This window comes from Streptomyces chengmaiensis, from assembly GCF_029846775.1.
Taxonomy (GTDB): Bacteria; Actinomycetota; Actinomycetes; order Streptomycetales; family Streptomycetaceae; genus Streptomyces; species Streptomyces chengmaiensis.
In genome coordinates, this window is sequence record NZ_JARWBG010000011.1 from 82,216 (window position 1) to 104,642 (window position 22,427).

Consider the following 22,427-nt stretch of genomic DNA (forward strand, 5'->3'; position numbering starts at 1 on the left):
GGCGGGGCGTACAGCACTCCCCCCAAGGCCACGAGCAACGCCACACCCCCGAGAACGCCCACGGGCCACCGGCTCCACACCCCCGCGAACGCCCACGGGCCACCGGCTCCACACCCCCGCGAACGCCCACGGGCCACGGCTCCGCGGGGCCGGGGAGCCCAGCGGCGAGCCGGTGCCACAGGAACGGGGAGCCTGGCAGCGAGCCGGTGCCGCACGGGTGTGAGGGCGAGGGCCCACACGCAGAAGGGGCGGGTGGGCGGGGAAGGAGCCCACGCACCGCGAGGAGGCCGACAACCGGGCCGGAGGCCGCTACGCGGCGGTGCGGCGCTCGTTCTCCTCCGCGCCCTCATCCGCCGGCTCCGCCGGACGGCGTCCCGCCCGCGGCGGGGTCGAGACCGCGTTCGCAGCGGCGCAGGACGCCAGAAGGTCGCTCATCGGGACGCCCGACGGCGACGGCGTCGACGACGGCGCTTGCGTCCGCTGCGCTTCGCGCTCGGATGCCGGCATGGAAGCCTCCCGGGGGCTTAGTTAGGCACACCTAACCAGGACTGACTACCATGTCACCACGCCCGCCGACCCGATGCAACAATTTACCGACAGCCTGTCGGCGTCTTCGTCGGAATGTACAGCCCTCCGCGCTGGGGGCTCAGCCCGCCGCCGCCCCCAGTTCCACGCTCGTCCACCGCTCCCCGTATCCGGTCAGCGTGACCTCGCGCCGGTCGTCGTCCGTGCTGCCCACGACCCGGTGGATCCGCACGTGCAGCCGGTCCTCGGACAGGTCCTCGACCTTCCCCTCGCCCCACTCCACGACCACGACCGACTCCGGCAGCGACACGTCGAGGTCGAGGTCCTCCATCTCGTCCAGGCCGCCGCCCAGCCGGTAGGCGTCCACATGGACGAGTGCCGGCCCTCCGGTCAGCGACGGGTGGACGCGCGCGATGACGAACGTCGGGGAGGTCACCGCCCCCCGTACTCCCAGGCCCTCCCCGAGCCCGCGCGTCAGCGTGGTCTTGCCCGCGCCCAGCTCGCCGCTGAGCATGACCAGGTCCCCGGGGCGCAGCAGTTTCGCGAGCCTGCGCCCCAGTTCCTGCATCTGTTCGGGGCAGTCGACCGGGAACTGGAGGGATGATTCAGCCGCCGGACGTGCCGGGCTGCTGTGCGGTGCTTCCATACGGGTCAACGTTAGCCGCTCGCGGCACCGCGCCGACCCGCGCCAACAGGTCGGCAAGCCGGTCGGTGACGGTCTCCGGGTGTTCCAGCATCACCAGATGGCCGGCGTCCGGCACCAGCACCAGCTCCGCGTCCGGCAGCCGGTCGGCGATGGCCTCGCTGTGGGAGCTGGGCGTGACCAGGTCCCGCTCCCCCGCCAGCACCAGCACCGGCACCTCCAGGAAGACCTCCAGCGCCGCCGACTTGTCGTGTTCTGCGAAGGCCGGATAGAACTCGGCGACCACGTCGATCGGCGTGGACTCGATCAGCCGCTCCGCGAACCGCGCGACCGCCGGGTCCACGTCCTTCGACGAGAACGAGTACCGCTTGATCAGCCCGGCGAAGAGGTCCGCCGTCGCCCGCCGCCCGCGCTCCACCAGATCGGCCTGTGAGCCGAGCGCCCTGAGCACGCCGGGCAGCACCCGCCGCACCGCGTTCACCCCCACCACCGGCAGCCCGTAGGTGACCTCGCCGAGCCGGCCGCCCGATGTGCCGACGAACACGGCGCCCACGACCCGCTCACGCACCAGTTCGGGGCAGTGCGCGGCGAGGGCCATCATCGTCATGCCGCCCATGGAGTGGCCGGCCAGCACCAGCGGCCCCTCGGGGGCGGCGGCGTCGATGACCGCCTTGAGGTCGCGGCCGAGCTGGTCGATGGTGACCGGCACGCCGTCCGGGCCCGCCTGTGCCAGGCCGCGCGCCGAGCGGCCGTGGCTGCGCTGGTCCCAGTACACCGTGCGCACCAGCCCGCGCAGCGCGGCGCGCTGGAAGTGCCAGGAGTCCTGACTGAGGCAGTAGCCGTGGCTGAAGACGACCGTCACCGGCGCGGGCGACCTGCGCCCGAACAGCCTGCGACGGCGCGGCCCCGCCTGGCCGCCCGCCGTCTCCGGGTCCACCTCGTCGACCTCGTACCACAGCTCGGTGCCGTCGTCGGCGACCGCCTTGCCGGGGGTGCCGCGCAGCGAACCGTACGGCCCCGAAGCGTCGAGGGCGAGCCGCGCCTTCCTGCGCATCCCACGGCCGACGGTGAGCCGCTCGACCGCGACGCCCGCTGCGGCGCCGGCCGCGAGCACCCCTATCGCGGCGCCGGCGACACCCGCCCGGCGCCAGCCCCCCGCCGCGGCCGTCGCAGCCGTCGCGGCTGCTGCTGCCGCCGATGCGGCGGCAGCGGCGTCCTCGGTGCTGCTCTCGCTCACCCTCCGCTCCTACTCCTCGCGCTCTCCGTGCTTGTCGTGCTTGTCGTGCTTCTCGTGCTTGTCGTGCTTGTCGTGCTTCTCGTGCTTGTCGTGCTTGTCGTGCTTCTCGTGCTTGTCGTGCTTCTCGTGTTTCTCGTGCTTCTCGTGCTTCTCGTGCAGATAGACGCGCGGAACCCGCTTGCCGATGCGCGTGACGATCTCGTACCCGATGGTGCCGGCCGCCTCCGCCCAGTCCTCGGCGGTCGGCTCACCCCGGTCGCCCGGCCCGAACAGCACCGCCTCCGCGCCCTCCCCGAGAAGCCGCCCGCCGGGCTCGCCCGGCCCGAGGTCCACCACGAACTGGTCCATCGCGATGCGGCCGGCCACCCGCAGCCGCTTCCCGCCCACGAGGACCGGGCCACGCCCGGACGCATGGCGCGGAATGCCGTCGGCGTAGCCGAGGGGGACGAGGCCGAGGGCCGTGTCGCCGTCCGTCACATAGTGGTGCCCGTAGCTGACGCCGTGGCCTCCGGGGACCTGCTTGACCAGCGCGACAGAGGCGGAGAGCGTCATCACGGGACGCAGCCCGAAGTCGGCGGGCGTGCCGATCTCGGGGCTCGGCGAGACCCCGTAGACGGCGATTCCGGTCCGTACGAGATCGAAGTGGGACTCGGGGAGGGTCAGCGTCGCCGGGGAGTTTGCGATGTGCCGCACTTCCGGATCCAGCCCCTCCTTCTCCCCGTAGGCCACCAGATCGCGGAAGGAGTCGAGCTGGGCGGCGATCGAGGGGTGGCCGGGCTCGTCGGCGCAGGCGAAGTGGGACCACAGGCCGGTGACCTTGACCGCGCCCTCGGCCTCGGCGGCGCGGGCGGCCGCGACCAGCTCCGGCCAGTCGGCCGGCGAAGCGCCGTTGCGCCCCAGACCCGAGTCGGCCTTGAGCTGGACCCTGGCCGTCCGGCCGGCGGCGCGGGCCGCGGCGGCGGCCTCGTCCAGCGCCCACAGGCCGCTCACCGACACATCGATGCCGGCTTCGACGGCTTCGCGCCACGGGCCGCCGGGAGTCCACAGCCAGCACAGCAAGGGGGCGGTGATCCCCGCCTCGCGCAGTGCGAGCGCTTCCTCCGGGAGGGCGGCGCCGAGCCACGTCGCCCCGCCCTGGAGGGCGGCCCTGGCGCAGGGCAGCACGCCGTGCCCGTACGCGTCGGCCTTCACCACGGCCATCAGCGCGGACCCCGGGGCATGGGCGCGCAGCGCACGGACATTGGCGCGCAGGGCCGAGAGGTCGATCTCCGCCCGGGCCCGGAGCGCGCGCTGCTGTGTCTGGTGTGTCTGGTGGCTCATCCCGCCCAGTGTCTCAAAGCGTTATGACACCCCTGGTACGACGTCCCGGATGTTCCGGACGTCCCGGCAGGCGGACGGCAGCGCGTCCGCCACCTCCTGGGCGGTGATCGGAGTGCCGCCGCGGGCCGCGGCGAGGCGTGCCGCCAGGCCGTGGAGGTACGCCCCGACCGAGCCCGCGTCGCGCGCGTCGAGGCCCGCGGCGAGGAGCGAGCCCGTCAGGCCGGACAGGACGTCGCCGCTGCCCGCCGTGGCGAGCCACGGCGTGCCCATGGGGTTGGCCCGCACCGGTGCGGCGTCCCCGGGGGCGGCCACGAGCGTCGTCGAGCCCTTGAGCAGCACGGTCGCACCGAAGCGGGCGGCCAGCTCCCGCACGGAGGCGAGGCGCGCCGACTCCACCTCCTCACGGGAGACGCCGAGCAGGGCGGCCGCCTCGCCCGCGTGCGGGGTGAGCAGGGTGGGGGCGGCGCGGGTCCGTACGGTCTGCGGGTCCAGCAGCCGCAGACCGTCCGCGTCTACCAGGACTGGCACGTCGGAGGCCAGCACATCGCGGACGGCCCCCTCGGCGTCCTCTCCGAGGCCGGGGCCGACCGCCCAGGCCTGGACGCGGCCGGCCTTCGACGGGGGGCCGCCCTGGACCAGGCTCTCGGGGAAGCGGGCGATCACCGCGTCGGCCCCGGGGCCCACATACCGTACGGCCCCGGCCCCGCCGCGCAGTGCGCCCGCGACGGCGAGCACGGCCGCGCCCGGGTAGCGGGCGGAACCGGCCACGACGCCGACGACGCCCCTGCGGTACTTGTCGCTCTCCGCGGCGGGGTGCGGCAGCAGCCGCGCGACGTCCCCGTGCTGGAGCGCCTCCAGGTCGGGCACCGACGGCAGATGCTCCTCCAGGCCGATGGGAACGAGGCGGACCGGGCCTGCGTGATCATGGGCCGGATCGACGAGGAGCCCCGGCTTGTACGCGCCGAAGGTGACCGTCGCGTCGGCGCGCAGGGCCTCGCCGCGGACCTCGCCGGTGTCCGCCTCGGTCCCGCTGGGCAGGTCGACGGCGACGACGACGGCGTTCGAGCCGCGGGCGGCGCGGGCCAGGGGGACGGCGTCGGCGCGCAGCCCGCCCTTGCCTCCGATGCCGGTGATGCCGTCCAGGACCAGGTCCGCGGCGGCCAGCGCCTCGAACGGGTCGTCGGCGACACGGCCGCCCGAGGCGAGCAGGTCGGCGAGGCCACCGGGGTGGGCGCGGTCGGGGGCGAGGAGGACGGCCGCGACGCCGGCGCCGCGGCGGGCGAGGCGCGCGCCAGCGTACAGGGCGTCGCCACCGTTGTCCCCGCTGCCTGCGAGGACCACCACCCGCGCGCCGTACACGCGGCCCAGCAGCCCGGCACAGGCCGCGGCCAGGCCCGCTGCGGCGCGGTGCATCAGCGCGCCCCCGGGCAGCCGCGCCATCAACTCGGCCTCTGCGGCCCTGACGGTCTCCACGCAGTACGCAGTACGCATGCCCTGAGTCTGCCGCAGCCCTCGCGCCGGTGCGGCGACTTGCTCCCGCGGACGGGGCCCCTTCCGCCCGCCTCCGGCTACCCCTCCGCGATCACCACCGCCGACGCCACCCCGGCGTCGTGGCTCAGCGAGACATGCCACGCCCGCACCCCCAGCTCCGAGGCTCTCGCCGCCACCGTGCCGGTGACGCGCAGGCGGGGCTGGCCCGAATCCTCGACATAGACCTCGGCGTCGGTCCAGTGGAGTCCGCCCGGCGCGCCCAGAGCCTTGGCGACGGCCTCCTTCGCGGCGAAACGGGCCGCGAGGGAGGCGAAGCCCCGCCGCTCCCCGCTGGGCAGCAGCAGTTCCTGCCGGACGAAGAGCCGCTCCGCCAATGCCGGCGTGCGCCGCATGGTCGCGGCGAAGCGGTCGATCTCCGCGACGTCGATCCCCACCCCGATGATCATTCGACGGTGACCGACTTGGCGAGGTTGCGCGGCTGGTCGACCTCGTTGCCGCGGGCGGTGGCCAGTTCACAGGCGAAGACCTGGAGCGGCACGGTCGCCACCAGGGGCTGCAGCAGGGTGGGCGTCGCGGGGATGCGGATGAGGTGGTCGGCGTACGGGACGACCGTCTCGTCGCCCTCCTCCGCGATCACGATCGTCCGCGCGCCGCGCGCCCGGATCTCCTGGATATTGGAGACGATCTTGTCGTGGAGCACGGAGCGGCCGCGCGGCGACGGCACGACCACCACGACCGGCAGGTCGTTCTCGATGAGCGCGATGGGCCCGTGCTTCAGCTCGCCCGCCGCGAAGCCCTCGGCGTGCATATAGGCAAGTTCCTTGAGCTTCAGCGCGCCCTCCAGCGCGACGGGATGGCCGACATGCCGCCCCAGGAAGAGCACGGTGTCCTTGTCGGCGAGGGAGCGGGCCAGTTCGCGCACCGGCTCCATGGTGTCGAGGACCTTCTCCACCTGGTGCGAGATGCGCGCCAGGTCGCGGATGACGGCGAGGATCTCGTCTCCCCACTTGGTGCCGCGCACCTGCCCCAGGTAGAGGGCGACCAGATAGCAGGCCACAAGCTGGGTCAGGAACGCCTTGGTCGAGGCGACGGCGACCTCGGGCCCGGCGTGCGTGTAGAGCACGGCGTCGGACTCACGGGGGATGGTCGAGCCGTTGGTGTTGCAGATGGCCAGCACCTTCGCACCCTGCTCCCGGGCGTGCCGCAGCGCCATGAGGGTGTCCATGGTCTCCCCCGACTGGGAGATCGCGATCACCAGGGTGCGCTGGCCGAGGATGGGGTCCCGGTAGCGGAACTCGCTCGCCAGCTCCACCTCGCACGGGACGCGGGTCCAGTGCTCGATGGCGTACTTGGCGATGAGCCCGGCGTGGAAGGCGGTGCCGCAGGCCACGATGACGACCTTGTCGGCCTCGCGCAGCACGGAGACGGGGATGCGGATCTCGTCGAGGGTGAGGGACCCGGCCGCGTCGATACGGCCCAGCAGCGTGTCGGCGACGGCCTTGGGCTGCTCGGCGATCTCCTTCAGCATGAAGTAGTCGTAGCCGCCCTTCTCGGCGGCCGAGGCGTCCCAGTCGACGTGGTACGAGCGGACGTCCGCGGGGGCGCCGTCGAAGTCGGTGACCTCGACACCGTCGCGGCGCAGCTCCACGACCTGGTCCTGGCCGAGTTCGATCGCCGAGCGGGTGTGGGCGATGAACGCGGCCACGTCGGAGGCGAGGAAGGACTCGCCCTCTCCGACGCCCACCACCAGCGGCGAGTTGCGGCGCGCGCCGACGACGACATCGGGCTCGTCCGCGTGCACGGCGACGAGGGTGAACGCCCCTTCGAGCTGCCGGCACACCTGACGCATCGACTCGGCCAGGTCGCCGCAGGAGGAGAACGACTCGGCGAGGAGGTGCGCCACCACCTCGGTGTCCGTCTCGGACGCCAGGGTGTGGCCGCGTTCGGCCAACTCCTCGCGCAGGGCGGCGAAGTTCTCGATGATCCCGTTGTGCACGACGGCGACGCGCCCGGCGTTGTCCAGATGGGGGTGGGCGTTGGTGTCGTTGGGTGCGCCGTGGGTGGCCCACCGGGTGTGCCCGATGCCGGTCGAGCCGCTCGGCAGCGGCCGGTCGACCAGTTCCTTCTCCAGATTGACGAGTTTGCCCGCCTTCTTGGCCGCGGCCAGCCCGCCGTCGGCGAGCACGGCGACCCCGCCCGAGTCGTACCCCCGGTACTCCAGCCGCTTGAGACCCGCCATGACTACATCGAGCGCCGACTGTCCGCCGACGTAACCCACGATTCCGCACATGGCGGCAGCCTACGACGACGCCGGGGGCGTCCGGGTCAGCCGAGACCGGAGCGCCCCGACGGCGGTCGGGAGGGAGGCGGTCAGCCGAGCTTGGCGAGCTGCGCGTCGACGACGGCTGTCGGCAGCGGGAAGTCCTGGCCGATCACCGCGCTGGCGACGTCGGAGTCGAGGAATCGGGCAAGTGTGCCGCCCTCGGCGACGACCACCAGGTGGCCCCGCGAGGTGCCGACGGCCTGCAGGTCGTATATGTCGTGGACACGGTAGAGCCGTCTGTCGCCGGGACGATCACCGCAAGGCGCACCGGGACCCGACCGCAATGCCCCTGTGACCGAACCGCCCCTGACGCGGCGAACCCGTCACGCCTTCGCCCGATAGGCCCGCATCGCCAGCGGATAGAACACCACGGCTATGCCCGCGGCCCAGGCCAGCGACCAGAGCACCGGTCCGGCGACCGGCCCGCCCAGCAGCAGCCCCCGGAAGGCGTCCGAGAGATGCGACACCGGGTTGACGTCGCTCCACGCCTGGAGCCATCCGGGCATCGTCTCGACCCGGACGAAGGCACTGCTGGTGAAGGTGATCGGGAAGATCAGGGTGAAGGCGAAGGCCTGCACCTTCTCCGCGTCGCCGGCCAGCATCCCGATCAGCACGGCGGACCAGGACACCGCGGCGGCGAAGACGATCACCAGCGCGCCGCCCAGCAGCAGTCCGTCGAGGCCGCCGGTGATCCGGAAGCCCAGTGCCATGCCCAGGCCGATCATCAGCAGCATCGCCCACACATGCTTGGCGAGATCCGCGGTGATCCGGCCGATGAGCGGCGCGGAGCGGGCTATCGGCAGGCTCCGCAGCCGGTCGAAGACGCCCTTGGTCAGGTCGGTGTTGAGCGCCATGGCCGTGTACATCGTCATGAACAGCGTGTTCTGCACGATGATCCCGGGCAGGGCGTACTTCAGATACGCCTCGGGCGAGCCGGCCATCTGCCCGCCCAGCACATAGGTGAACAGAAAAACGAACATGATCGGCGTGATGCTGTAGTCCACCAGCTCCAGGGGGTTGTGCTTGACGGCCACCAGGCTCCGCCACGCCATCGTGAACGTCTGCTGGAGGCCGGCCAGCGGATGCACCCGCCCGCTCTTGGACAGCGGAGCGGCGACCGTCGTGGCAGCCATGGCTAACGCACCGCCCTCTCGGCTCCTTCGCGCCCCTCACCGGGGGCGCCCGCGACGGCTGCCGCCTCGTCCGCCTCGGACGGCTCCTCCGGCTGCTGGGGCTCCGCCCGGTGCCCGGTCAGCGCGAGGAACACCTCGTCGAGGGAGGAACGGCGCAGGGTCAGCTCGCCCACGGCTATGCCCTCGCCGTCCAGCCTGCGCACCACTGCGGGCATCAGCGCCGGATCCTTCACCGGGACGGTGATCGAATCGCCCTCGATCTGCGTCTGCGGCCCCGCCTCCTCCATGACCAGCACATGGGCGGTCATCAGATCCGCCCGTTTCACCGGTCTGACCTGGAGCACCTGTCCGCCGACCTGCGCCTTCAGCTCGTTCGGCGTGCCCTCGGCGATGACCCGGCCCCTGTCGATGACCACGATCCGGTCGGCGAGCTGATCGGCCTCGTTCAGATACTGGGTGGTGAGCAGTGCGGTCACCCCGTCGGCCACCAGGCCGCGCAGCATGTCCCACAGTTCGCCCCGGCTGTGCGGATCGAGCCCCGTCGTCGGCTCGTCCAGGAACAGGATCCTCGGCCGTCCGACGAGGCTGGCCGCCAGGTCCAGCCGTCGCCGCATACCGCCGGAGAACGTCTTCACGGCACGCCCCGCGGCCTCCGTGAGATGAAAGCGCTCCAGCAACTCCTTCGCCCGCGCCCTGGAGTCGCGCCGCGGCATGCCCAGCAGTCGGCCGATCAGCAGCAGGTTCTCGGTGCCGGTGAGGTTCTCGTCCACTGCCGCGTACTGCCCGGTCAGACCGACCATCGCCCGGACCGCGCCCGCCTCCCGCACCACGTCGTGACCGGCGACCTCGGCCCTGCCCTCGTCGGGCTGCAGCAGTGTGGCGAAGATCCGGACGGCTGTGGTCTTCCCGGCGCCGTTGGGCCCGAGCATCCCGAGCACCGTGCCGGTGTGTGCCGCCAGGTCGACTCCGGCCAGCGCCTGGGTCTCCTTGAAGCGTTTGGCCAAGCCCTCCGCCTGGATCGCGTACGTCATGGGATTCCCCTCGGGTCGGCGGACACCGCGCGGCGAACACCGGGGTCGGCGCTCACTCCTCTGACAACTGTGACGCACGCCACTGACATTCCTCATCGGTCGAGTCGACGGCCCGTGGATGAGCACATCCCCCCGCGGCACGTGACCGAGCCCACGGCCCACAGCCGCCGTGCAGCCCCGACAATGGCTGAGTGATCTCTTCGCCGCCACGAAGCGCCCACCGTCGCGCCGAGCCCGCCCCCACCCCGTACGTCGATCTGACCCGCGCCGAGTGGAGCGCGCTGCGCGACAGGACCCCGCTCCCCCTCACCGCCGAGGAGGTCGAGCGGCTGCGCGGTCTCGGCGATGTCATCGATCTGGACGAGGTCCGGGACGTCTATCTCCCCCTGTCCCGGTTGCTCAATCTGTATGTGCAGGCCACGGCCGGTCTTCGGGGGGCGCTCAACACGTTCCTGGGCGACGCGGGCGACGGCCACGGCGAACAGCGCGGCACGCCCTTCGTCATAGGGGTCGCGGGCAGCGTCGCCGTCGGCAAGTCGACCGTCGCCCGGCTGCTGCAGGCGCTGCTGGCCCGCTGGCCGGAGCACCCGCGCGTGGAGCGGGTCACCACCGACGGCTTTCTGCTGCCCATGAAGGAGCTCCAGTCCCGCGGACTGATGTCGCGGAAGGGTTTTCCCGAGTCCTACGACCGGCGGGCGCTGACCCGTTTCGTCGCCGACATCAAGGCGGGCAAAGACGAGGTCACCGCCCCCGTCTACTCCCATCTGATCTATGACCGAGTGCCGGGCGAGGTGCTGACCGTCCGCCGCCCGGACATCCTGATCGTCGAGGGGCTGAACGTCCTGCAGCCCGCACTGCCCGGCAAGGACGGCCGCACCCGGGTCGGTCTGGCCGACTACTTCGACTTCAGCGTGTATGTGGACGCGCGCGCCGACGACATCGAGAACTGGTACCTCAACCGCTTCCGCAAACTGCGCGAGACGGCCTTCCAGAACCCCTTCTCGTATTTCCGCAAGTACACCCAGGTCTCCGAGGAGGAGGCGATGGACTACGCACGCACCACCTGGCGCACCGTCAACAAGGTGAATCTGCTGGAGAATGTGGCCCCGACCCGCGGCCGAGCCACACTGGTGCTGCGCAAGGGCCCGGACCACAAGGTCCAGCGCCTCTCGCTGCGCAAGCTCTGACTGCCGCCGGCAGCCGGCATACGACCCCGACACGGCGAAGGGCCGCCCCTCGGGGCGGCCCCTGCCGTACGGCCGACGGCTCTTGACGCTGGGTCAGGCGGTCACCCGGTCAGCCAGTCAGCCAGCCGGTCAGCCGGTGAGCCAGTCAGTCAGCCGGTCAACCGGTCAGCCCAGCGCCGACTTCACCACATCGGCGAGACGGCTCGCGACCGACCGCGCCTGCTCGATGTCCGCGGCCTCGACCATGACGCGCACCAGCGGCTCGGTCCCGGAGGGACGCAGCAGGACCCGGCCGGTCTCGCCCAGCTCACGCTCCGCCTCGGCCACGGCGCTCGCCAGCTCGGCCGAGGTCTTCACCCGGGACTTGTCCACGTCCTTGACGTTGATCAGCACCTGCGGCAGCCGCTCCATCACCGCCGCCAGCTCAGCCAGCGGACGGCCGGTCGCCGCGACGCGCGCGGCCAGCAGCAGGCCGGTGAGCGTGCCGTCGCCCGTGGTGGCGTGGTCCAGCACGATCACATGCCCGGACTGCTCGCCGCCGAGCGCGTAGCCGTGCTCCTTCATCGACTCCAGGACGTACCGGTCGCCGACCGCGGTCTGCACCAGCTGTACGCCCTCCCGCTCCATGGCCAGCTTGAAGCCGAGGTTCGACATGACGGTGGCGACGACCGTGTCGCCGCGCAGCGCCCCGGCCTCGCGCAGGGCCAGCGCGAGCACCGCCAGGATCTGGTCCCCGTCGATCTCGTTGCCCGCCGCGTCCACGGCGAGGCAGCGGTCGGCGTCCCCGTCGTGCGCGATGCCGAAGTCCGCCTCGTGCTCGACGACGGCCGCCTTCAGCTGGTCCAGGTGGGTGGAGCCGCAGCCGTCGTTGATGTTGAGGCCGTCCGGGGAGGCGCCGATGGTCACCACTTCGGCCCCGGCCCGTGCGAACGCCTCGGGGGAGACCCGGGCGGCCGCGCCGTGCGCCTCGTCGAGGACGACCCTCAGCCCGTCGAGACGGTTGGGCAGCACGCCGATGAGATGGGCGACGTACTTGTCGAAGCCCTCGTCGTAGTCCCGCACCCGGCCCACGCCGGCCCCGGTCGGCCGGTCCCACGGCGCGCCGGTCCGGTGCTCCTCGTAGACGGCCTCGATGCGGTCCTCCAGCTCGTCGGCCAGTTTGTGGCCGCCGCGCGCGAAGAACTTGATGCCGTTGTCGGGCATCGCGTTGTGGCTCGCGGACAGCATCACGCCGAGGTCCGCGCCGAGCGCGCCGGTCAGGTACGCCACGGCGGGCGTCGGCAGCACGCCGACGCGCAGCACGTCGACGCCCGCGCTGGCGAGCCCCGCGACGACGGCAGCTTCCAGGAACTCTCCCGAGGCACGCGGGTCGCGTCCGACCACCGCGGTCGGCCGATGCCCTTCGAACGTCCCCGCCTCGGCCAGCACATGCGCCGCCGCGACCGACAGGCCGAGCGCCAGCTCCGCCGTCAGGTCCGCATTGGCGACACCGCGCACACCGTCCGTGCCGAAGAGTCGTCCCACAGCTGTCCTCCGAGAGTTGCTCCGTACTGCGAAAATCCGGGCCCGTGGGGGGTACTCGCCCGTTATACGCCCCGGGCCGGTCAATGACGAACGCCCCGGCAGCACGGAGTGCCGCCGGGGCGTTCCAGTAGCCGTTGCAGGCCAGCGCGTGATTAGCGCTTGCTGTACTGCGGGGCCTTGCGGGCCTTCTTCAGACCGGCCTTCTTGCGCTCGACCGCGCGGTCGTCGCGGCGGAGGAAGCCGGCCTTCTTCAGGGCGCCGCGGTTGTTCTCCACGTCCGCCTCGTTCAGGGCGCGGGCCACGCCGAGGCGCAGGGCGCCGGCCTGGCCGGAGACGCCGCCACCCGCGATGCGGGCGATGACGTCGTAGCGGCCCTCGAGCTCGAGCACCTTGAAGGGCTCGTTCACTTCCTGCTGGTGCACCTTGTTCGGGAAGTAGTCCTCAAGGGTGCGACCGTTGATCTTCCACTTGCCGGAACCGGGAACGATCCGGACACGGGCGATCGCGTTCTTGCGACGGCCCAGGCCGGCGGCCGGCTGCGGCTCGCCGAAGCGGGACGCCAGGGACTCGGTGGTGTATTCGCCCTCGAGCGGGACCTCGGTCTCGGTGGTGTACTGCTCGATGTCGACAGTCTCGTCGAGAGGCTGCTCAGCGGTGGTCTCGGCCACGATTCTCCTCAGATTCTCTTCGTCTTAGGGGTGGCCGGACTTACTGCGCGACCTGGGTGATCTCGTACGGGACCGGCTGCTGGGCAGCGTGCGGGTGCTGGTCGCCCGCGTAGACCTTCAGCTTCGAGAGCATCTGACGGCCCAGGCTGTTCTTGGGGAGCATGCCCTTGACGGCCTTCTCGACGGCCTTCTCGGGGCTCTTCTCAAGCAGCTCGTCGTAGCGGACGGAGCGCAGACCACCCGGGTAGCCGGAGTGGCGGTACGCCATCTTCTGGGTCCGCTTGTTGCCGGAGAGATGCACCTTATCGGCGTTGATGATGATGACGAAGTCACCAGCGTCAACGTGCGGAGCATAGATCGGCTTGTGCTTGCCCCGCAGAAGGGTTGCGGCGGTGGTCGCCAGACGGCCCAGGACAACGTCCTGCGCGTCGATGATGTGCCACTGGCGCGTCACATCGCCGGGCTTGGGGCTGTACGTACGCACGGTCGTAGCCTTCGCTTCTTCAGTGAATGGGGTCCTGACAAGGCCACCCGGACGATCACGACAGCCTTGGCAGCACTGCGGTGACGCAAACCGCGTGCCTGCCGCTGGTCATCGGCCCGGTGGACCGGCGTAAGGGCCCGTCACGTGAGATAGAGCAAGCCAATACGCATAACGAACCAGAAGAATAGCCGGACCGTCGGCCCGGGGTCAAAACGACGGTGACGCCTCCGGCTGGGGTGCGGGCAGGCCCCCGGTCGCGGACACCCCGGTGTCTCGGATGCGTGAGGGTCCCGGGTGCGCCGGGGTCCGGTCTCCGTGCTCGGCTCACGTCGAGTCTCGGGCACCCCGGTCGCGGGCACCCCGTTCGCGGACGCCCCGGTGTCTCGGATGCGCCTGGGTCCGGTCGCCGGGGCCGGTCGCGTCGGGTCCCGGGTACGCCGGGGTCCGGTCGGTCACGCCGGGCCGCAGACCCCGGAGCGCCCCGCGAGGCTCAGCGCGCTCGCCGGACTCTCCGCTCGTCCCAGACCGGCCCCTCCGTCTCCCGGACCCGCCCGTCCGCGCCGAAGACCAGAAAGCGGTCGAACGAGCGTGCGAACCACCGGTCGTGCGTCACCGCCAGCACCGTCCCCTCATACGCCTCCAGCCCCTCCTGCAGGGCCTGAGCACTCTCCAGGTCCAGGTTGTCCGTCGGCTCGTCGAGGAGCAGGGCCGTCGTGCCGGCGAGCTCCAGCAGCAGGATCTGGAAGCGGGCCTGCTGCCCGCCGGACAGCTTCTCGAACACCTGGTCGCCCTGGCGCTCCAGCTCGTACCGCCGCAGCGCGCTCATCGCCCCGCCCCGGTCCCTGGCATGCTCGGTCCACAGGATGTCGACGAGCGTACGCCCCAGCAGCTCGGGGTGGATGGGGGTACCTCCCATGCCCGGAGGGCTATGGGGGAGATTTTGGGCGAAATGCCCGGGCACCACGCGCGCACCCAGCTTCCACTCCCCGTCGTGCGCCACCGGCTCCCCCGCCAGCAGCCGCAGGAAATGGGACTTCCCCGAGCCGTTCGAGCCCAGCACCGCGACCCGCTCCCCGTAGAAGACCTCCAGGTCGAACGGTTTCATCAGCCCGGTCAGCTCCAGCCCCGCGCAGGTCAGCGCCCGCACCCCGGTGCGCCCGCCGCGCAGCCGCATCCGGATGTCCTGCTCCCGCGGCGGCTCCGGCGGCGGCCCGGCGTCCTCGAACTTCTTCAGCCGGGTCTGCATCGCGCGGTAGCGGGAGGCCATGTCCGGACTGTTCGCCGCCTGCTGCCGCAGCCGGAGCACCAGCGCCTTCAGCCGCGCATGCTCCTCGTCCCAGCGGCGTTTCAGCTCCTCGAACCGCGCGAACCTCTCCCGCCGAGCCTCGTGGAACGTCCCGAAGCCCCCGCCGTGCACCCACACATCCGACCCCGCGGGCCCCGGCTCCACGGCCACGATCCTCTGGGCCGACCGCGCCAGCAGCTCCCGGTCGTGCGAGACGAACAGCACCGTCTTACGGGTCTCGGCCAGCCGCTCCTCCAGCCACCGCTTGCCGGGGACATCCAGATAGTTGTCCGGCTCGTCCAGCAGCAGCACCTCGTCCGGGCCCCGCAGCAGCGCCTCCAGCACCAGCCGCTTCTGCTCGCCGCCGCTCAGCGTGCGCACCTCGCGCCACTGCGCCTTCTCATACGGAACGCCGAGCGCCGCCGTCGTGCAGACGTCCCACAGCGTCTCCGCCTCGTACCCGCGCGCCTCCGCCCAGTCGCTGAGGGCCTGCGCGTACCGCATCTGCGCGGCCTCGTCGTCGACTGTCAGGATCAGATGCTCGGCCTCGTCGACGGCTGCCGCCGCCTCCCGGATCCGCGGCGGGGCCACCGACACCAGCAGGTCCCGCACGGTCCGCTCGTCCCTCCCCCGTAGCCCTCCGGGCACGGGAGGCGCCCCCATCGAGCCGACGAACTGCGGCATCACCCCCAGCCCGCCGCTCGCGGACACGGACCCGCCGTGCGGCTGCAGCTCCCCCGCCAGCAGCCGCAGCAGCGTCGTCTTCCCCGCCCCGTTCGGTCCCACCAGAGCGGCTGCCGCGCCCTCGCCCACCCGGAACGAGGCATCGGCCAGCAGCGGCCGCCCATCCGGCAGGTAGTACTCCAGATGCGCGGCTTCAAGATGTCCCATGCGCCGATTCTGACCGGGCGGACCGGTCTCCCCCAACAGGTTTAGGATGCGCGGCATGAGCTTTGGGCAGGGGGGACCTCAGTGGAGCCCCGGAGGATCACAGCAGCAGCCGCAACACCGGTTCAATCCGCACAACCCCTACGGGCAGCCGGCGTCCGACCCCCTGGGGGGCGAGTCCCAGACGCCTGACTGGGCCGCGCTCGCCGACGCCTCCGCCACCCGCGCCCGCCGCAAGCGCTGGCTGCTGATCGGCGGGGGTGCGCTCGCCGCCGCCGCGGTCGGCGGCATCGTCGCGACCGCGATCGTCACCGCTGACGGCGCCGACGACGACAAGCGCGCGGGCGGCACGAGCACCGGGCAGCGTCCCGAACCCCCGGACCTGTCGTCCGACACGGCGCAGCCCGAGCCGTCCTTCTCCTCCGTCGCCCCGCTGCCGCCGCCCGACCCCAAGGAGTTCATTTCCAGCGCCGACAAGGACAAGGCGCCGCTGAACACCGACTCGCTGTTCCCCGGCAAGCGGCTCACCATGGGCGACCGCGGCTATCTCAAGGGCGCGACCGGCGACACCGAGAACTGCGCGGCCGTCGCCAAGGGCGGACTCGGCACGGTCCTGACCGCCAACAGCTGCGAGCGGGTGCTGCGCGCCACATACACACGGGACGGCATCGCCGTCACCGTCGGCGTCGCCCTCTTCGAGACGGAGGCCACGGCGAAGAAGGCCGTGGAGCAGTCCGCCGGCAGCATCGCCCCCCTGCCCGGCGCAGGCGTCCCCGCCTTCTGCAAGGGAGGCCCGGTCTGCCGCTTCACCGCCAACCACTACGGGCGCTACGCCTACTTCACCGCCACCGGCTACACCACGCCCAAGTCCGTCACCAAGGGCGACTCCAATGCCTTCCAGAGCGGTGACGACGTGGCGGAGTTCACCTTCCGGCAGATCGTCCGCCGCGGCGAGGCACAGGCCTCAGCAGCAGCCACCGCCCCCGCCGGGAACGCCGGCGGGCAGTGACCGCCTGTTGCGGGCCTCGAGGCTGCGGGCGGCCAGCAGCGCGTCGGCCGGGTAGCCGACCTCTTCCAGGGTCAGGCCGTGCGGCCGCACCACATGTACGGCCGAGTCCCGCACACCTGCGGCCAGCACCTTCGCCGGCCAGTCGGGCGACCGGTGACCGTCGCCGACGAACAGCAGCGCGCCGACGAGCGAGCGCACCATGTTGTGGCAGAAGGCGTCCGCCCGCACGGTCGCGGTGAGGATCCCGGATGCGGGGTCCCGCTCCCAGCGGAGCTGCTGAAGAGTCCGGATGGTGGTCGCGCCGTCGCGCTTCCTGCAGTACGCGGCGAAATCGTGCTCGCCGACCAGGCCGCGGGCCGCCTCGTTCATGGCGTCGACGTCCAGCGGCCAGTCGTGCCAGAGGACGTGGCCGCGCAACAGCGGGTCGACGCCGCCCGGGTTGTCGGTCACCCGGTAGGCGTAGCGCCGCCAGATCGCCGAGAAGCGGGCGTTGAACCCGGCGGGGGCCTCGGCCGCCCTCCAGACGCGGACGTCGTGCGGGAGCCGCCCGGCCAGCCGCCGCAGCAGCTTCTCCCGGTGCTCGGCCCAGACCTCCCCGGGCAGATCGACGTGCGCGACCTGTCCGCGGGCGTGCACGCCCGCGTCGGTGCGGCCCGCGACGGTCAGCTCGTACGTCTGCGAGGAGCGGGTCACCGTGCGCAGGGCGTCCTCGATCTCGCCCTGGACGGTCCGCCGGCCGCGGGCCTGCTTGGCCCAGCCGGAGAAGTCCCTGCCGTCGTACGACAGGTCCAGCCGCACCCGTACGAAGCCGGGCTCCACCTCATCGCTCACGCGACCGATCCTCTCAAACCTCTGCACACACGGAACGGGCCCGCCCCCGGGAGGGGTGCGGGCCCGTCCGTCAGCCGTTGCCCCGCCGGGCCCGGCGATCGCCCCCGCTGCGCGGGGGCTGGAGGCTCACGCCTCCTTGGACTCCTCGGCGGGAGCCTCGGCGGCCTCCTCGGCGGGAGCCTCGGCGGCCTGCTCGGCCTCCTTCACCGCGCGCTTGGTCGCGGCCTCGGCCTCGGCGACGGTCGCCTTCTTGGCGATCTCACCCTCGACCAGCTCGATCACGGCCATCGGGGCGTTGTCGCCGCGACGGTTGCCGATCTTGGTGATACGGGTGTAGCCACCCGGGCGCTCGGCGTAGCGCGGAGCGATCTCGGTGAAGAGCGTGTGGACGATGCCCTTGTCCGTGATCGTCTGCAGCACCTGGCGACGGTTGTGGATGTCGCCCTTCTTCGCCTTCGTGATCAGACGCTCCGCGACCGGACGCAGGCGGCGGGCCTTGGCCTCGGTCGTGGTGATGCGGCCGTGCTCGAAGAGCGACTTCGCGAGGTTCGCGAGAAGCAGCTTCTCGTGCGCGGCGCTGCCGCCCAGACGGGCGCCCTTGGCGGGCTTCGGCATGGTTCTTCTCCTTGTGATCTGCACCGGCCGTATCAGGTACCGATGTCAGCCTGTGCGAGGGGCTTGCGGCCCCTCGCGCACCCCCGGTCGGTGACCGGGGAAGTCCTTGTCCACCCGGGCTGCCGCCCGGGACCTGCACTTCCGGCCTGCGGCCGGCCCGCCCCGCGAGGGGGGCGCTGCGCACCTGGCTGGTGCGTCCTTCTCACGGCGCAGGAGACCCGCACCGGCCCGCCGGCGCCTTCGCGGCGCCCTTCCGCGCCCCGCAGACCACCCCGGCCCAGAGGCCCGAAGACGCACCCGGCGCAGCCGGGCGACCTCCCGCAGCCCGGAGGGCCGGGGAAACCGTGCCGGCGGAGCCGGCACAGCGTCCCGGGGCGGAGCCCCGGAAAGGAGAGCCGGCCCGCAGGGTTGCGGGGCCCACGTGTGTGGGCCCCGCAACCCTGCGGGAGGCTGCTCAGTACTGCTCGGTCTCGACGAAGCCCGCGTCCGCGTCGTCGTCCGCCCCGAAGGCGTCCGCCGCGGCGGTCGGGTCGAATCCGGGCGGGCTGTCCTTCAGGGCCAGGCCCATGCCGGCCAGCTTCGCCTTGACCTCGTCGATCGACTTCGCGCCGAAATTGCGGATGTCGAGGAGGTCCGCCTCGGAGCGCGCGACGAGCTCGCCCACGGAGTGGATGCCCTCACGCTTGAGGCAGTTGTACGAGCGGACCGTGAGCTCCAGCTCCTCGATCGGCAGCGCCAGGTCGGCGGCGAGGGCGGCGTCCGTCGGCGACGGGCCCATGTCGATGCCCTCGGCGTCGATGTTGAGCTCGCGCGCCAGACCGAACAGCTCGACCAGCGTCTTGCCGGCCGACGCCATGGCGTCGCGCGGACGCATGGCCTGCTTGGTCTCGACGTCGACGATCAGCTTGTCGAAGTCGGTGCGCTGCTCGACACGGGTCGCCTCCACCTTGTAGGTGACCTTGAGCACCGGCGAGTAGATGGAGTCGACCGGGATACGGCCGATCTCCTGGCCCACCTGCTTGTTCTGCACGGCGGAGACATAGCCGCGACCGCGCTCGACGGTCAGCTCCATCTCCAGCTTGCCCTTGCCGTTCAGCGTGGCGAGCACCAGGTCGGGGTTGTGCACCTCGACACCCGCCGGCGGCGCGATGTCCGCGGCGGTGACCAGGCCCGGACCCTGCTTGCGCAGGTACATCACGACCGGCTCGTCGTGCTCGCTGCTCACGACCAGCTGCTTGATGTTCAGGATGAGGTCGGTGACGTCCTCCTTGACGCCCGGCACGGTGGTGAACTCGTGCAGAACGCCGTCGATGCGGATGGACGTGACCGCCGCACCCGGGATCGAGGAGAGGAGCGTACGGCGGAGGGAGTTGCCGAGGGTGTAGCCGAAGCCCGGCTCCAGCGGCTCGATGACGAACCGGGAGCGGTACTCGTCGACGACCTCTTCGGTCAACGAGGGACGCTGAGCGATCAGCATGTGTGGATCAGATCCTTCAGTCGTGGGCGCCCGCTATTTGACGCCCGACGGGTACTGCGCAGCACGGCTGCGCGTGCTGCGTACTGCAAGGGTACGGGCGGCACGGCCCTTGCGAGCCGTACCGCCCGGAACACCCAGGTGAAGCGATGCGCGCGTCAGACGCGGCGGCGCTTCGGCGGACGGCAGCCGTTGTGCGGCGTCGGGGTGACGTCCTGGATGGAGCCGACCTCGAGGCCGGTGGCCTGGAGGGAGCGGATCGCGGTCTCACGGCCGGAGCCGGGACCCTTCACGAAGACGTCGACCTTGCGCATGCCGTGCTCCTGCGCGCGGCGCGCGGCCGACTCGGCGGCCATCTGCGCGGCGAACGGGGTGGACTTGCGCGAGCCCTTGAAGCCGACGTGGCCGGCGGAGGCCCAGGAGATCACGTTGCCGGTCGGGTCGGTGATCGACACGATCGTGTTGTTGAACGTGCTCTTGATGTGCGCGTGGCCGTGAGCGACGTTCTTCTTTTCCTTGCGGCGCACCTTCTTGGCTGCGCCCTGACGTCCCTTGGGGGGCATCCTTTTACTCCTACGGGGAGGTGGTCGGTCCTACAGCGAAGACCGCTGGTGAGCGTCCTGGCTGCGGACTACTTCTTGCCCGGCTTCTTCTTGCCGGCGATGGCGCGACGCGGTCCCTTGCGGGTACGGGCGTTCGTGCTGGTGCGCTGACCGCGGACCGGCAGGCCGCGGCGGTGACGCAGACCCTGGTAGCAGCCGATCTCGACCTTGCGGCGGATGTTGGCCTGGATGTCGCGGCGGAGGTCACCTTCGGTCTGGAAGTTGACGTCCACGTACTCGCGGATCTTGACCAGGTCCTCTTCGGCCAGGTCACGAACACGGGTGTTGGGGTCGACACCGGTGGCGGCGAGGGTCTCCTGGGACCGGGTGCGCCCGATGCCGAACACGTAGGTGAGGGCGACCTCGATGCGCTTGTCGCGCGGGAGGTCAACGCCTTCAAGGCGTGCCATTCATGGCTCCTGTTGATATGCGGAGGTCTTCCGCAGAGCCGTTCCACGGCCGCCGGCCCTCCCCGTGAGGAGAGTGGTACGGCCTGGTCTCCGGCCTCCGCCGGAGGTGTCGCCGGCCGTTGTGCGGTGCACTGGCCAGGCGGGCCCTGCGTATGTACATGTGGTGCGTCGCGCGAAGAACTGCGATCTCGCGTGCGAGGCGGTGATGGTCGTGCGTCAGCCCTGGCGCTGCTTGTGGCGCAGGTTGTCGCAGATGACCATGACCCGGCCGTGGCGGCGGATCACCTTGCACTTGTCGCAGATCTTCTTGACGCTCGGCTTGACCTTCATGGGATGTGAGGTTCTCCGGGTCAGTGCCTACGCCCCATGGAACAGGGACGGCGGCAAGATCTACTTGTAGCGGTAGACGATCCGTCCACGCGTCAGGTCGTACGGAGAGAGCTCCACGACGACCCGGTCGTCCGGAAGGATACGGATGTAGTGCATACGCATCTTGCCGGAGATATGCGCGAGGACCTTGTGACCGTTCTGGAGCTCCACCTTGAACATGGCGTTCGGGAGGGACTCGATCACGGTGCCCTCGATCTCGATGGCACCTTGCTTCTTGGCCACGCTTCGCCCTTCGGATCGGCTACCTTGATCAGCTCCCGTGGGACCGCCTCCCCCTTGAGGGCATGCGGATACACGAGAGCCGACGCATCAGTCTACGTGAGGCTCCCGGAAAAGACGAATCCGGGGAGTCTGCCCAACGTACAAGATTCTTAAGCTGTGGGTGTACGCAACACGGGGGAGCTCAGCCCAAGGGGCCGGGGCGCCTCACAGGCTTCGAGCGGCTGCGGCGGACTCCGTCCGCCGGCCCCCGGGGTCCGGGAGCTCAGCCCAAGGGGTCCGGCGCCGCCTTCACGCCCAGCTCCGCGAGCTTCGCCTTGCCCCCGTCGACCGCCGTCAGCACCAGGGGACCGTCCTCCGTCAGCGCCACCGAGTGCTCCCAGTGCGAGGACCAGGTGCCGTCCGTCGTGATGACCGTCCAGTCGTCCTCGAGGACCTCGGTGTGCGGGGTGCCCAGCGAGACCATCGGCTCGATGGCCAGGCAGAAGCCGGGGACCAGCTTCGGACCGCGGCCGCGCTTCCTGGAGACGTAGTTCAGCAGATGCGGGTCCATGTGCATCTCGCTGCCGATGCCATGGCCCCCGTAGTCCTCGATGATGCCGTACTTGCCCGTAGCGGGGCGCGGCTGGCGGCGGATGTACGTCTCGACGGCGCGGGAGACGTCGACCAGTCGGTTGCCGTTCTTCATCGCGGCGATGCCCGCCCACATCGACTCCTGGGTCACCCGGGAGAGCTCTATCAGCTCCGGAGCGTGGCCGGAGCCCACGAAGGCGGTGTACGCGGCGTCGCCGTGCCAGCCGTCGACGATCGCGCCCGCGTCGATGGAGATGATGTCGCCGTCCTTCAGAACGACGTCCTCACTGGGGATGCCGTGGACGACGACCTCGTTGACAGAGGTGCAGATGGTCGCGGGGAACCCGCCGTAACCGAGGAAGTTCGACTTCGCCCCGTGGTCGGCGATCACCTTGCGGGCGACCTCGTCCAGGTCCTTGGTCGTGGCGCCGGGGACCGCCGCCTCACGGGTCGCGGCGTGGATGGCGGCGACGACCAGCCCCGCCTCGCGCATCTTCGCGATCTGCTCCGGGGTCTTGATCTCCACCATGCCTCTGTTGCCTTCCAGCGTCGTCGGGTCCGAGCC

24 protein-coding genes are annotated in these 22,427 nt (G+C 71.5%); 2 read left to right on the plus strand and 22 right to left on the minus strand.

Annotation, left to right across the window (positions count from 1 at the left end; all coding sequences use genetic code 11):
* Positions 1 to 309: 309 nt before the first annotated feature.
* The 10 genes from QCN29_RS12115 to QCN29_RS12160 form a co-directional block, all read right to left on the minus strand.
* A complete protein-coding gene (locus tag QCN29_RS12115; RefSeq protein WP_279927882.1) occupies positions 310 to 507 on the minus strand; it encodes a hypothetical protein in 198 nt (65 codons plus the stop codon).
* 139 nt (positions 508 to 646) lie between these two features.
* The gene (tsaE, locus tag QCN29_RS12120; protein ID WP_279927883.1) at positions 647 to 1,171 is read right to left on the minus strand and encodes a tRNA (adenosine(37)-N6)-threonylcarbamoyltransferase complex ATPase subunit type 1 TsaE; all 525 of its coding nucleotides are present in this window, start codon (positions 1,169 to 1,171) and stop codon (positions 647 to 649) included.
* Positions 1,131 to 2,405: an alpha/beta fold hydrolase gene (locus QCN29_RS12125; RefSeq protein ID WP_279927884.1), complete on the minus strand. Its 1,275-nt coding sequence runs from the start codon at positions 2,403 to 2,405 to the stop codon at positions 1,131 to 1,133. The genes tsaE and QCN29_RS12125 overlap by 41 nt, the downstream gene beginning before the upstream one ends.
* 9 nt (positions 2,406 to 2,414) lie before the next feature.
* Entirely contained in the window at positions 2,415 to 3,725 is a 1,311-nt protein-coding gene (gene alr / locus QCN29_RS12130) for an alanine racemase (protein ID WP_279927886.1), read from the minus strand.
* A 21-nt stretch (positions 3,726 to 3,746) separates the two neighbouring features.
* Complete coding sequence (locus tag QCN29_RS12135) at positions 3,747 to 5,216, minus strand: NAD(P)H-hydrate dehydratase (RefSeq protein WP_279927887.1); 1,470 nt, start codon at positions 5,214 to 5,216, stop codon at positions 3,747 to 3,749.
* 77 nt (positions 5,217 to 5,293) lie between these two features.
* Positions 5,294 to 5,662 (minus strand): holo-ACP synthase, encoded by a 369-nt coding sequence (locus QCN29_RS12140; protein ID WP_240135323.1) that lies wholly within the window; start codon positions 5,660 to 5,662, stop codon positions 5,294 to 5,296.
* On the minus strand, positions 5,659 to 7,506 hold the full coding sequence (glmS, locus tag QCN29_RS12145) for a glutamine--fructose-6-phosphate transaminase (isomerizing) (RefSeq protein WP_279927889.1): 1,848 nt from the start codon (positions 7,504 to 7,506) through the stop codon (positions 5,659 to 5,661). Before glmS ends, QCN29_RS12140 begins: the two co-directional genes overlap by 4 nt.
* Positions 7,507 to 7,586: 80 nt before the next feature.
* The gene (locus QCN29_RS12150) at positions 7,587 to 7,823 is read right to left on the minus strand and encodes a hypothetical protein (protein WP_279927890.1); all 237 of its coding nucleotides are present in this window, start codon (positions 7,821 to 7,823) and stop codon (positions 7,587 to 7,589) included.
* 39 nt (positions 7,824 to 7,862) lie between these two features.
* On the minus strand, positions 7,863 to 8,672 hold the full coding sequence (locus QCN29_RS12155) for an ABC transporter permease (RefSeq protein ID WP_240135326.1): 810 nt from the start codon (positions 8,670 to 8,672) through the stop codon (positions 7,863 to 7,865).
* A 2-nt stretch (positions 8,673 to 8,674) separates the two neighbouring features.
* A complete protein-coding gene (locus QCN29_RS12160; protein WP_279927891.1) occupies positions 8,675 to 9,703 on the minus strand; it encodes an ATP-binding cassette domain-containing protein in 1,029 nt (342 codons plus the stop codon).
* Between the two features lie 191 nt (positions 9,704 to 9,894).
* Between QCN29_RS12160 and coaA the strand changes: the two genes are divergently transcribed.
* Positions 9,895 to 10,890 (plus strand): type I pantothenate kinase, encoded by a 996-nt coding sequence (coaA, locus tag QCN29_RS12165; RefSeq protein WP_279927892.1) that lies wholly within the window; start codon positions 9,895 to 9,897, stop codon positions 10,888 to 10,890.
* A 165-nt stretch (positions 10,891 to 11,055) separates the two neighbouring features.
* On the opposite strand, the gene glmM is transcribed toward coaA, so the two are convergent.
* From glmM to QCN29_RS37325, 4 genes are all read right to left on the minus strand, one after another.
* Positions 11,056 to 12,414, minus strand: coding sequence for a phosphoglucosamine mutase (glmM, locus tag QCN29_RS12170; protein ID WP_279927894.1), 1,359 nt, complete (start codon positions 12,412 to 12,414; stop codon positions 11,056 to 11,058).
* 152 nt (positions 12,415 to 12,566) lie between these two features.
* The gene (rpsI, locus tag QCN29_RS12175; RefSeq protein WP_240135330.1) at positions 12,567 to 13,082 is read right to left on the minus strand and encodes a 30S ribosomal protein S9; all 516 of its coding nucleotides are present in this window, start codon (positions 13,080 to 13,082) and stop codon (positions 12,567 to 12,569) included.
* A gap of 40 nt (positions 13,083 to 13,122) precedes the next feature.
* On the minus strand, positions 13,123 to 13,566 hold the full coding sequence (gene rplM, locus QCN29_RS12180) for a 50S ribosomal protein L13 (protein WP_240135331.1): 444 nt from the start codon (positions 13,564 to 13,566) through the stop codon (positions 13,123 to 13,125).
* Positions 13,567 to 14,056: 490 nt separating this feature from the next.
* Positions 14,057 to 15,742 (minus strand): ABC-F family ATP-binding cassette domain-containing protein, encoded by a 1,686-nt coding sequence (locus tag QCN29_RS37325; protein ID WP_279927895.1) that lies wholly within the window; start codon positions 15,740 to 15,742, stop codon positions 14,057 to 14,059.
* Between the two features lie 55 nt (positions 15,743 to 15,797).
* Between QCN29_RS37325 and QCN29_RS12190 the strand changes: the two genes are divergently transcribed.
* Positions 15,798 to 16,748 (plus strand): hypothetical protein, encoded by a 951-nt coding sequence (locus tag QCN29_RS12190; protein ID WP_279927896.1) that lies wholly within the window; start codon positions 15,798 to 15,800, stop codon positions 16,746 to 16,748.
* On the opposite strand, the gene truA is transcribed toward QCN29_RS12190, so the two are convergent.
* The 8 genes from truA to map form a co-directional block, all read right to left on the minus strand.
* Positions 16,704 to 17,579: a tRNA pseudouridine(38-40) synthase TruA gene (truA, locus tag QCN29_RS12195; protein WP_279927897.1), complete on the minus strand. Its 876-nt coding sequence runs from the start codon at positions 17,577 to 17,579 to the stop codon at positions 16,704 to 16,706. The genes QCN29_RS12190 and truA overlap by 45 nt on opposite strands.
* Before the next feature lie 126 nt (positions 17,580 to 17,705).
* Positions 17,706 to 18,194, minus strand: coding sequence for a 50S ribosomal protein L17 (gene rplQ / locus QCN29_RS12200; RefSeq protein ID WP_279927898.1), 489 nt, complete (start codon positions 18,192 to 18,194; stop codon positions 17,706 to 17,708).
* 454 nt (positions 18,195 to 18,648) lie between these two features.
* Positions 18,649 to 19,671: a DNA-directed RNA polymerase subunit alpha gene (locus tag QCN29_RS12205; protein ID WP_003956430.1), complete on the minus strand. Its 1,023-nt coding sequence runs from the start codon at positions 19,669 to 19,671 to the stop codon at positions 18,649 to 18,651.
* A gap of 155 nt (positions 19,672 to 19,826) precedes the next feature.
* Positions 19,827 to 20,231, minus strand: a complete 405-nt coding sequence (rpsK, locus tag QCN29_RS12210) for a 30S ribosomal protein S11 (protein WP_003948617.1) — start codon at positions 20,229 to 20,231, stop codon at positions 19,827 to 19,829.
* 68 nt (positions 20,232 to 20,299) lie between these two features.
* The gene (rpsM, locus tag QCN29_RS12215; RefSeq protein ID WP_240135336.1) at positions 20,300 to 20,680 is read right to left on the minus strand and encodes a 30S ribosomal protein S13; all 381 of its coding nucleotides are present in this window, start codon (positions 20,678 to 20,680) and stop codon (positions 20,300 to 20,302) included.
* Between the two features lie 216 nt (positions 20,681 to 20,896).
* Positions 20,897 to 21,010, minus strand: a complete 114-nt coding sequence (rpmJ, locus tag QCN29_RS12220) for a 50S ribosomal protein L36 (RefSeq protein WP_003956441.1) — start codon at positions 21,008 to 21,010, stop codon at positions 20,897 to 20,899.
* A gap of 60 nt (positions 21,011 to 21,070) precedes the next feature.
* A complete protein-coding gene (gene infA / locus QCN29_RS12225) occupies positions 21,071 to 21,292 on the minus strand; it encodes a translation initiation factor IF-1 (protein ID WP_003956442.1) in 222 nt (73 codons plus the stop codon).
* A 262-nt stretch (positions 21,293 to 21,554) separates the two neighbouring features.
* Positions 21,555 to 22,391 (minus strand): type I methionyl aminopeptidase, encoded by an 837-nt coding sequence (gene map, locus QCN29_RS12230; protein ID WP_240135337.1) that lies wholly within the window; start codon positions 22,389 to 22,391, stop codon positions 21,555 to 21,557.
* Between the last annotated feature and the right edge of the window lie 36 nt (positions 22,392 to 22,427).

Bases quoted from the DNA above. Each gene is read 5' to 3' on its own strand.
- alr (WP_279927886.1), bottom strand. From the start codon at position 3,725: ATGAGCCACCAGACACACCAGACACAGCAGCGCGCGCTCCGGGCCCGG.
- tsaE (WP_279927883.1), bottom strand. From the start codon at position 1,171: ATGGAAGCACCGCACAGCAGCCCGGCACGTCCGGCGGCTGAATCATCC.
- QCN29_RS12155 (WP_240135326.1), bottom strand. From the start codon at position 8,672: ATGGCTGCCACGACGGTCGCCGCTCCGCTGTCCAAGAGCGGGCGGGTG.
- QCN29_RS12205 (WP_003956430.1), bottom strand. From the start codon at position 19,671: ATGCTGATCGCTCAGCGTCCCTCGTTGACCGAAGAGGTCGTCGACGAG.
- glmS (WP_279927889.1), bottom strand. From the start codon at position 7,506: ATGTGCGGAATCGTGGGTTACGTCGGCGGACAGTCGGCGCTCGATGTA.
- QCN29_RS12140 (WP_240135323.1), bottom strand. From the start codon at position 5,662: ATGATCATCGGGGTGGGGATCGACGTCGCGGAGATCGACCGCTTCGCC.
- QCN29_RS12135 (WP_279927887.1), bottom strand. From the start codon at position 5,216: ATGCGTACTGCGTACTGCGTGGAGACCGTCAGGGCCGCAGAGGCCGAG.
- QCN29_RS12160 (WP_279927891.1), bottom strand. From the start codon at position 9,703: ATGACGTACGCGATCCAGGCGGAGGGCTTGGCCAAACGCTTCAAGGAG.
- QCN29_RS12190 (WP_279927896.1), top strand. From the start codon at position 15,798: ATGAGCTTTGGGCAGGGGGGACCTCAGTGGAGCCCCGGAGGATCACAG.
- rpsM (WP_240135336.1), bottom strand. From the start codon at position 20,680: ATGGCACGCCTTGAAGGCGTTGACCTCCCGCGCGACAAGCGCATCGAG.
- QCN29_RS37325 (WP_279927895.1), bottom strand. From the start codon at position 15,742: ATGGGACATCTTGAAGCCGCGCATCTGGAGTACTACCTGCCGGATGGG.
- rpsK (WP_003948617.1), bottom strand. From the start codon at position 20,231: ATGCCCCCCAAGGGACGTCAGGGCGCAGCCAAGAAGGTGCGCCGCAAG.
- QCN29_RS12115 (WP_279927882.1), bottom strand. From the start codon at position 507: ATGCCGGCATCCGAGCGCGAAGCGCAGCGGACGCAAGCGCCGTCGTCG.
- rplQ (WP_279927898.1), bottom strand. From the start codon at position 18,194: ATGCCGAAGCCCGCCAAGGGCGCCCGTCTGGGCGGCAGCGCCGCGCAC.
- rpmJ (WP_003956441.1), bottom strand. From the start codon at position 21,010: ATGAAGGTCAAGCCGAGCGTCAAGAAGATCTGCGACAAGTGCAAGGTG.
- map (WP_240135337.1), bottom strand. From the start codon at position 22,391: ATGGTGGAGATCAAGACCCCGGAGCAGATCGCGAAGATGCGCGAGGCG.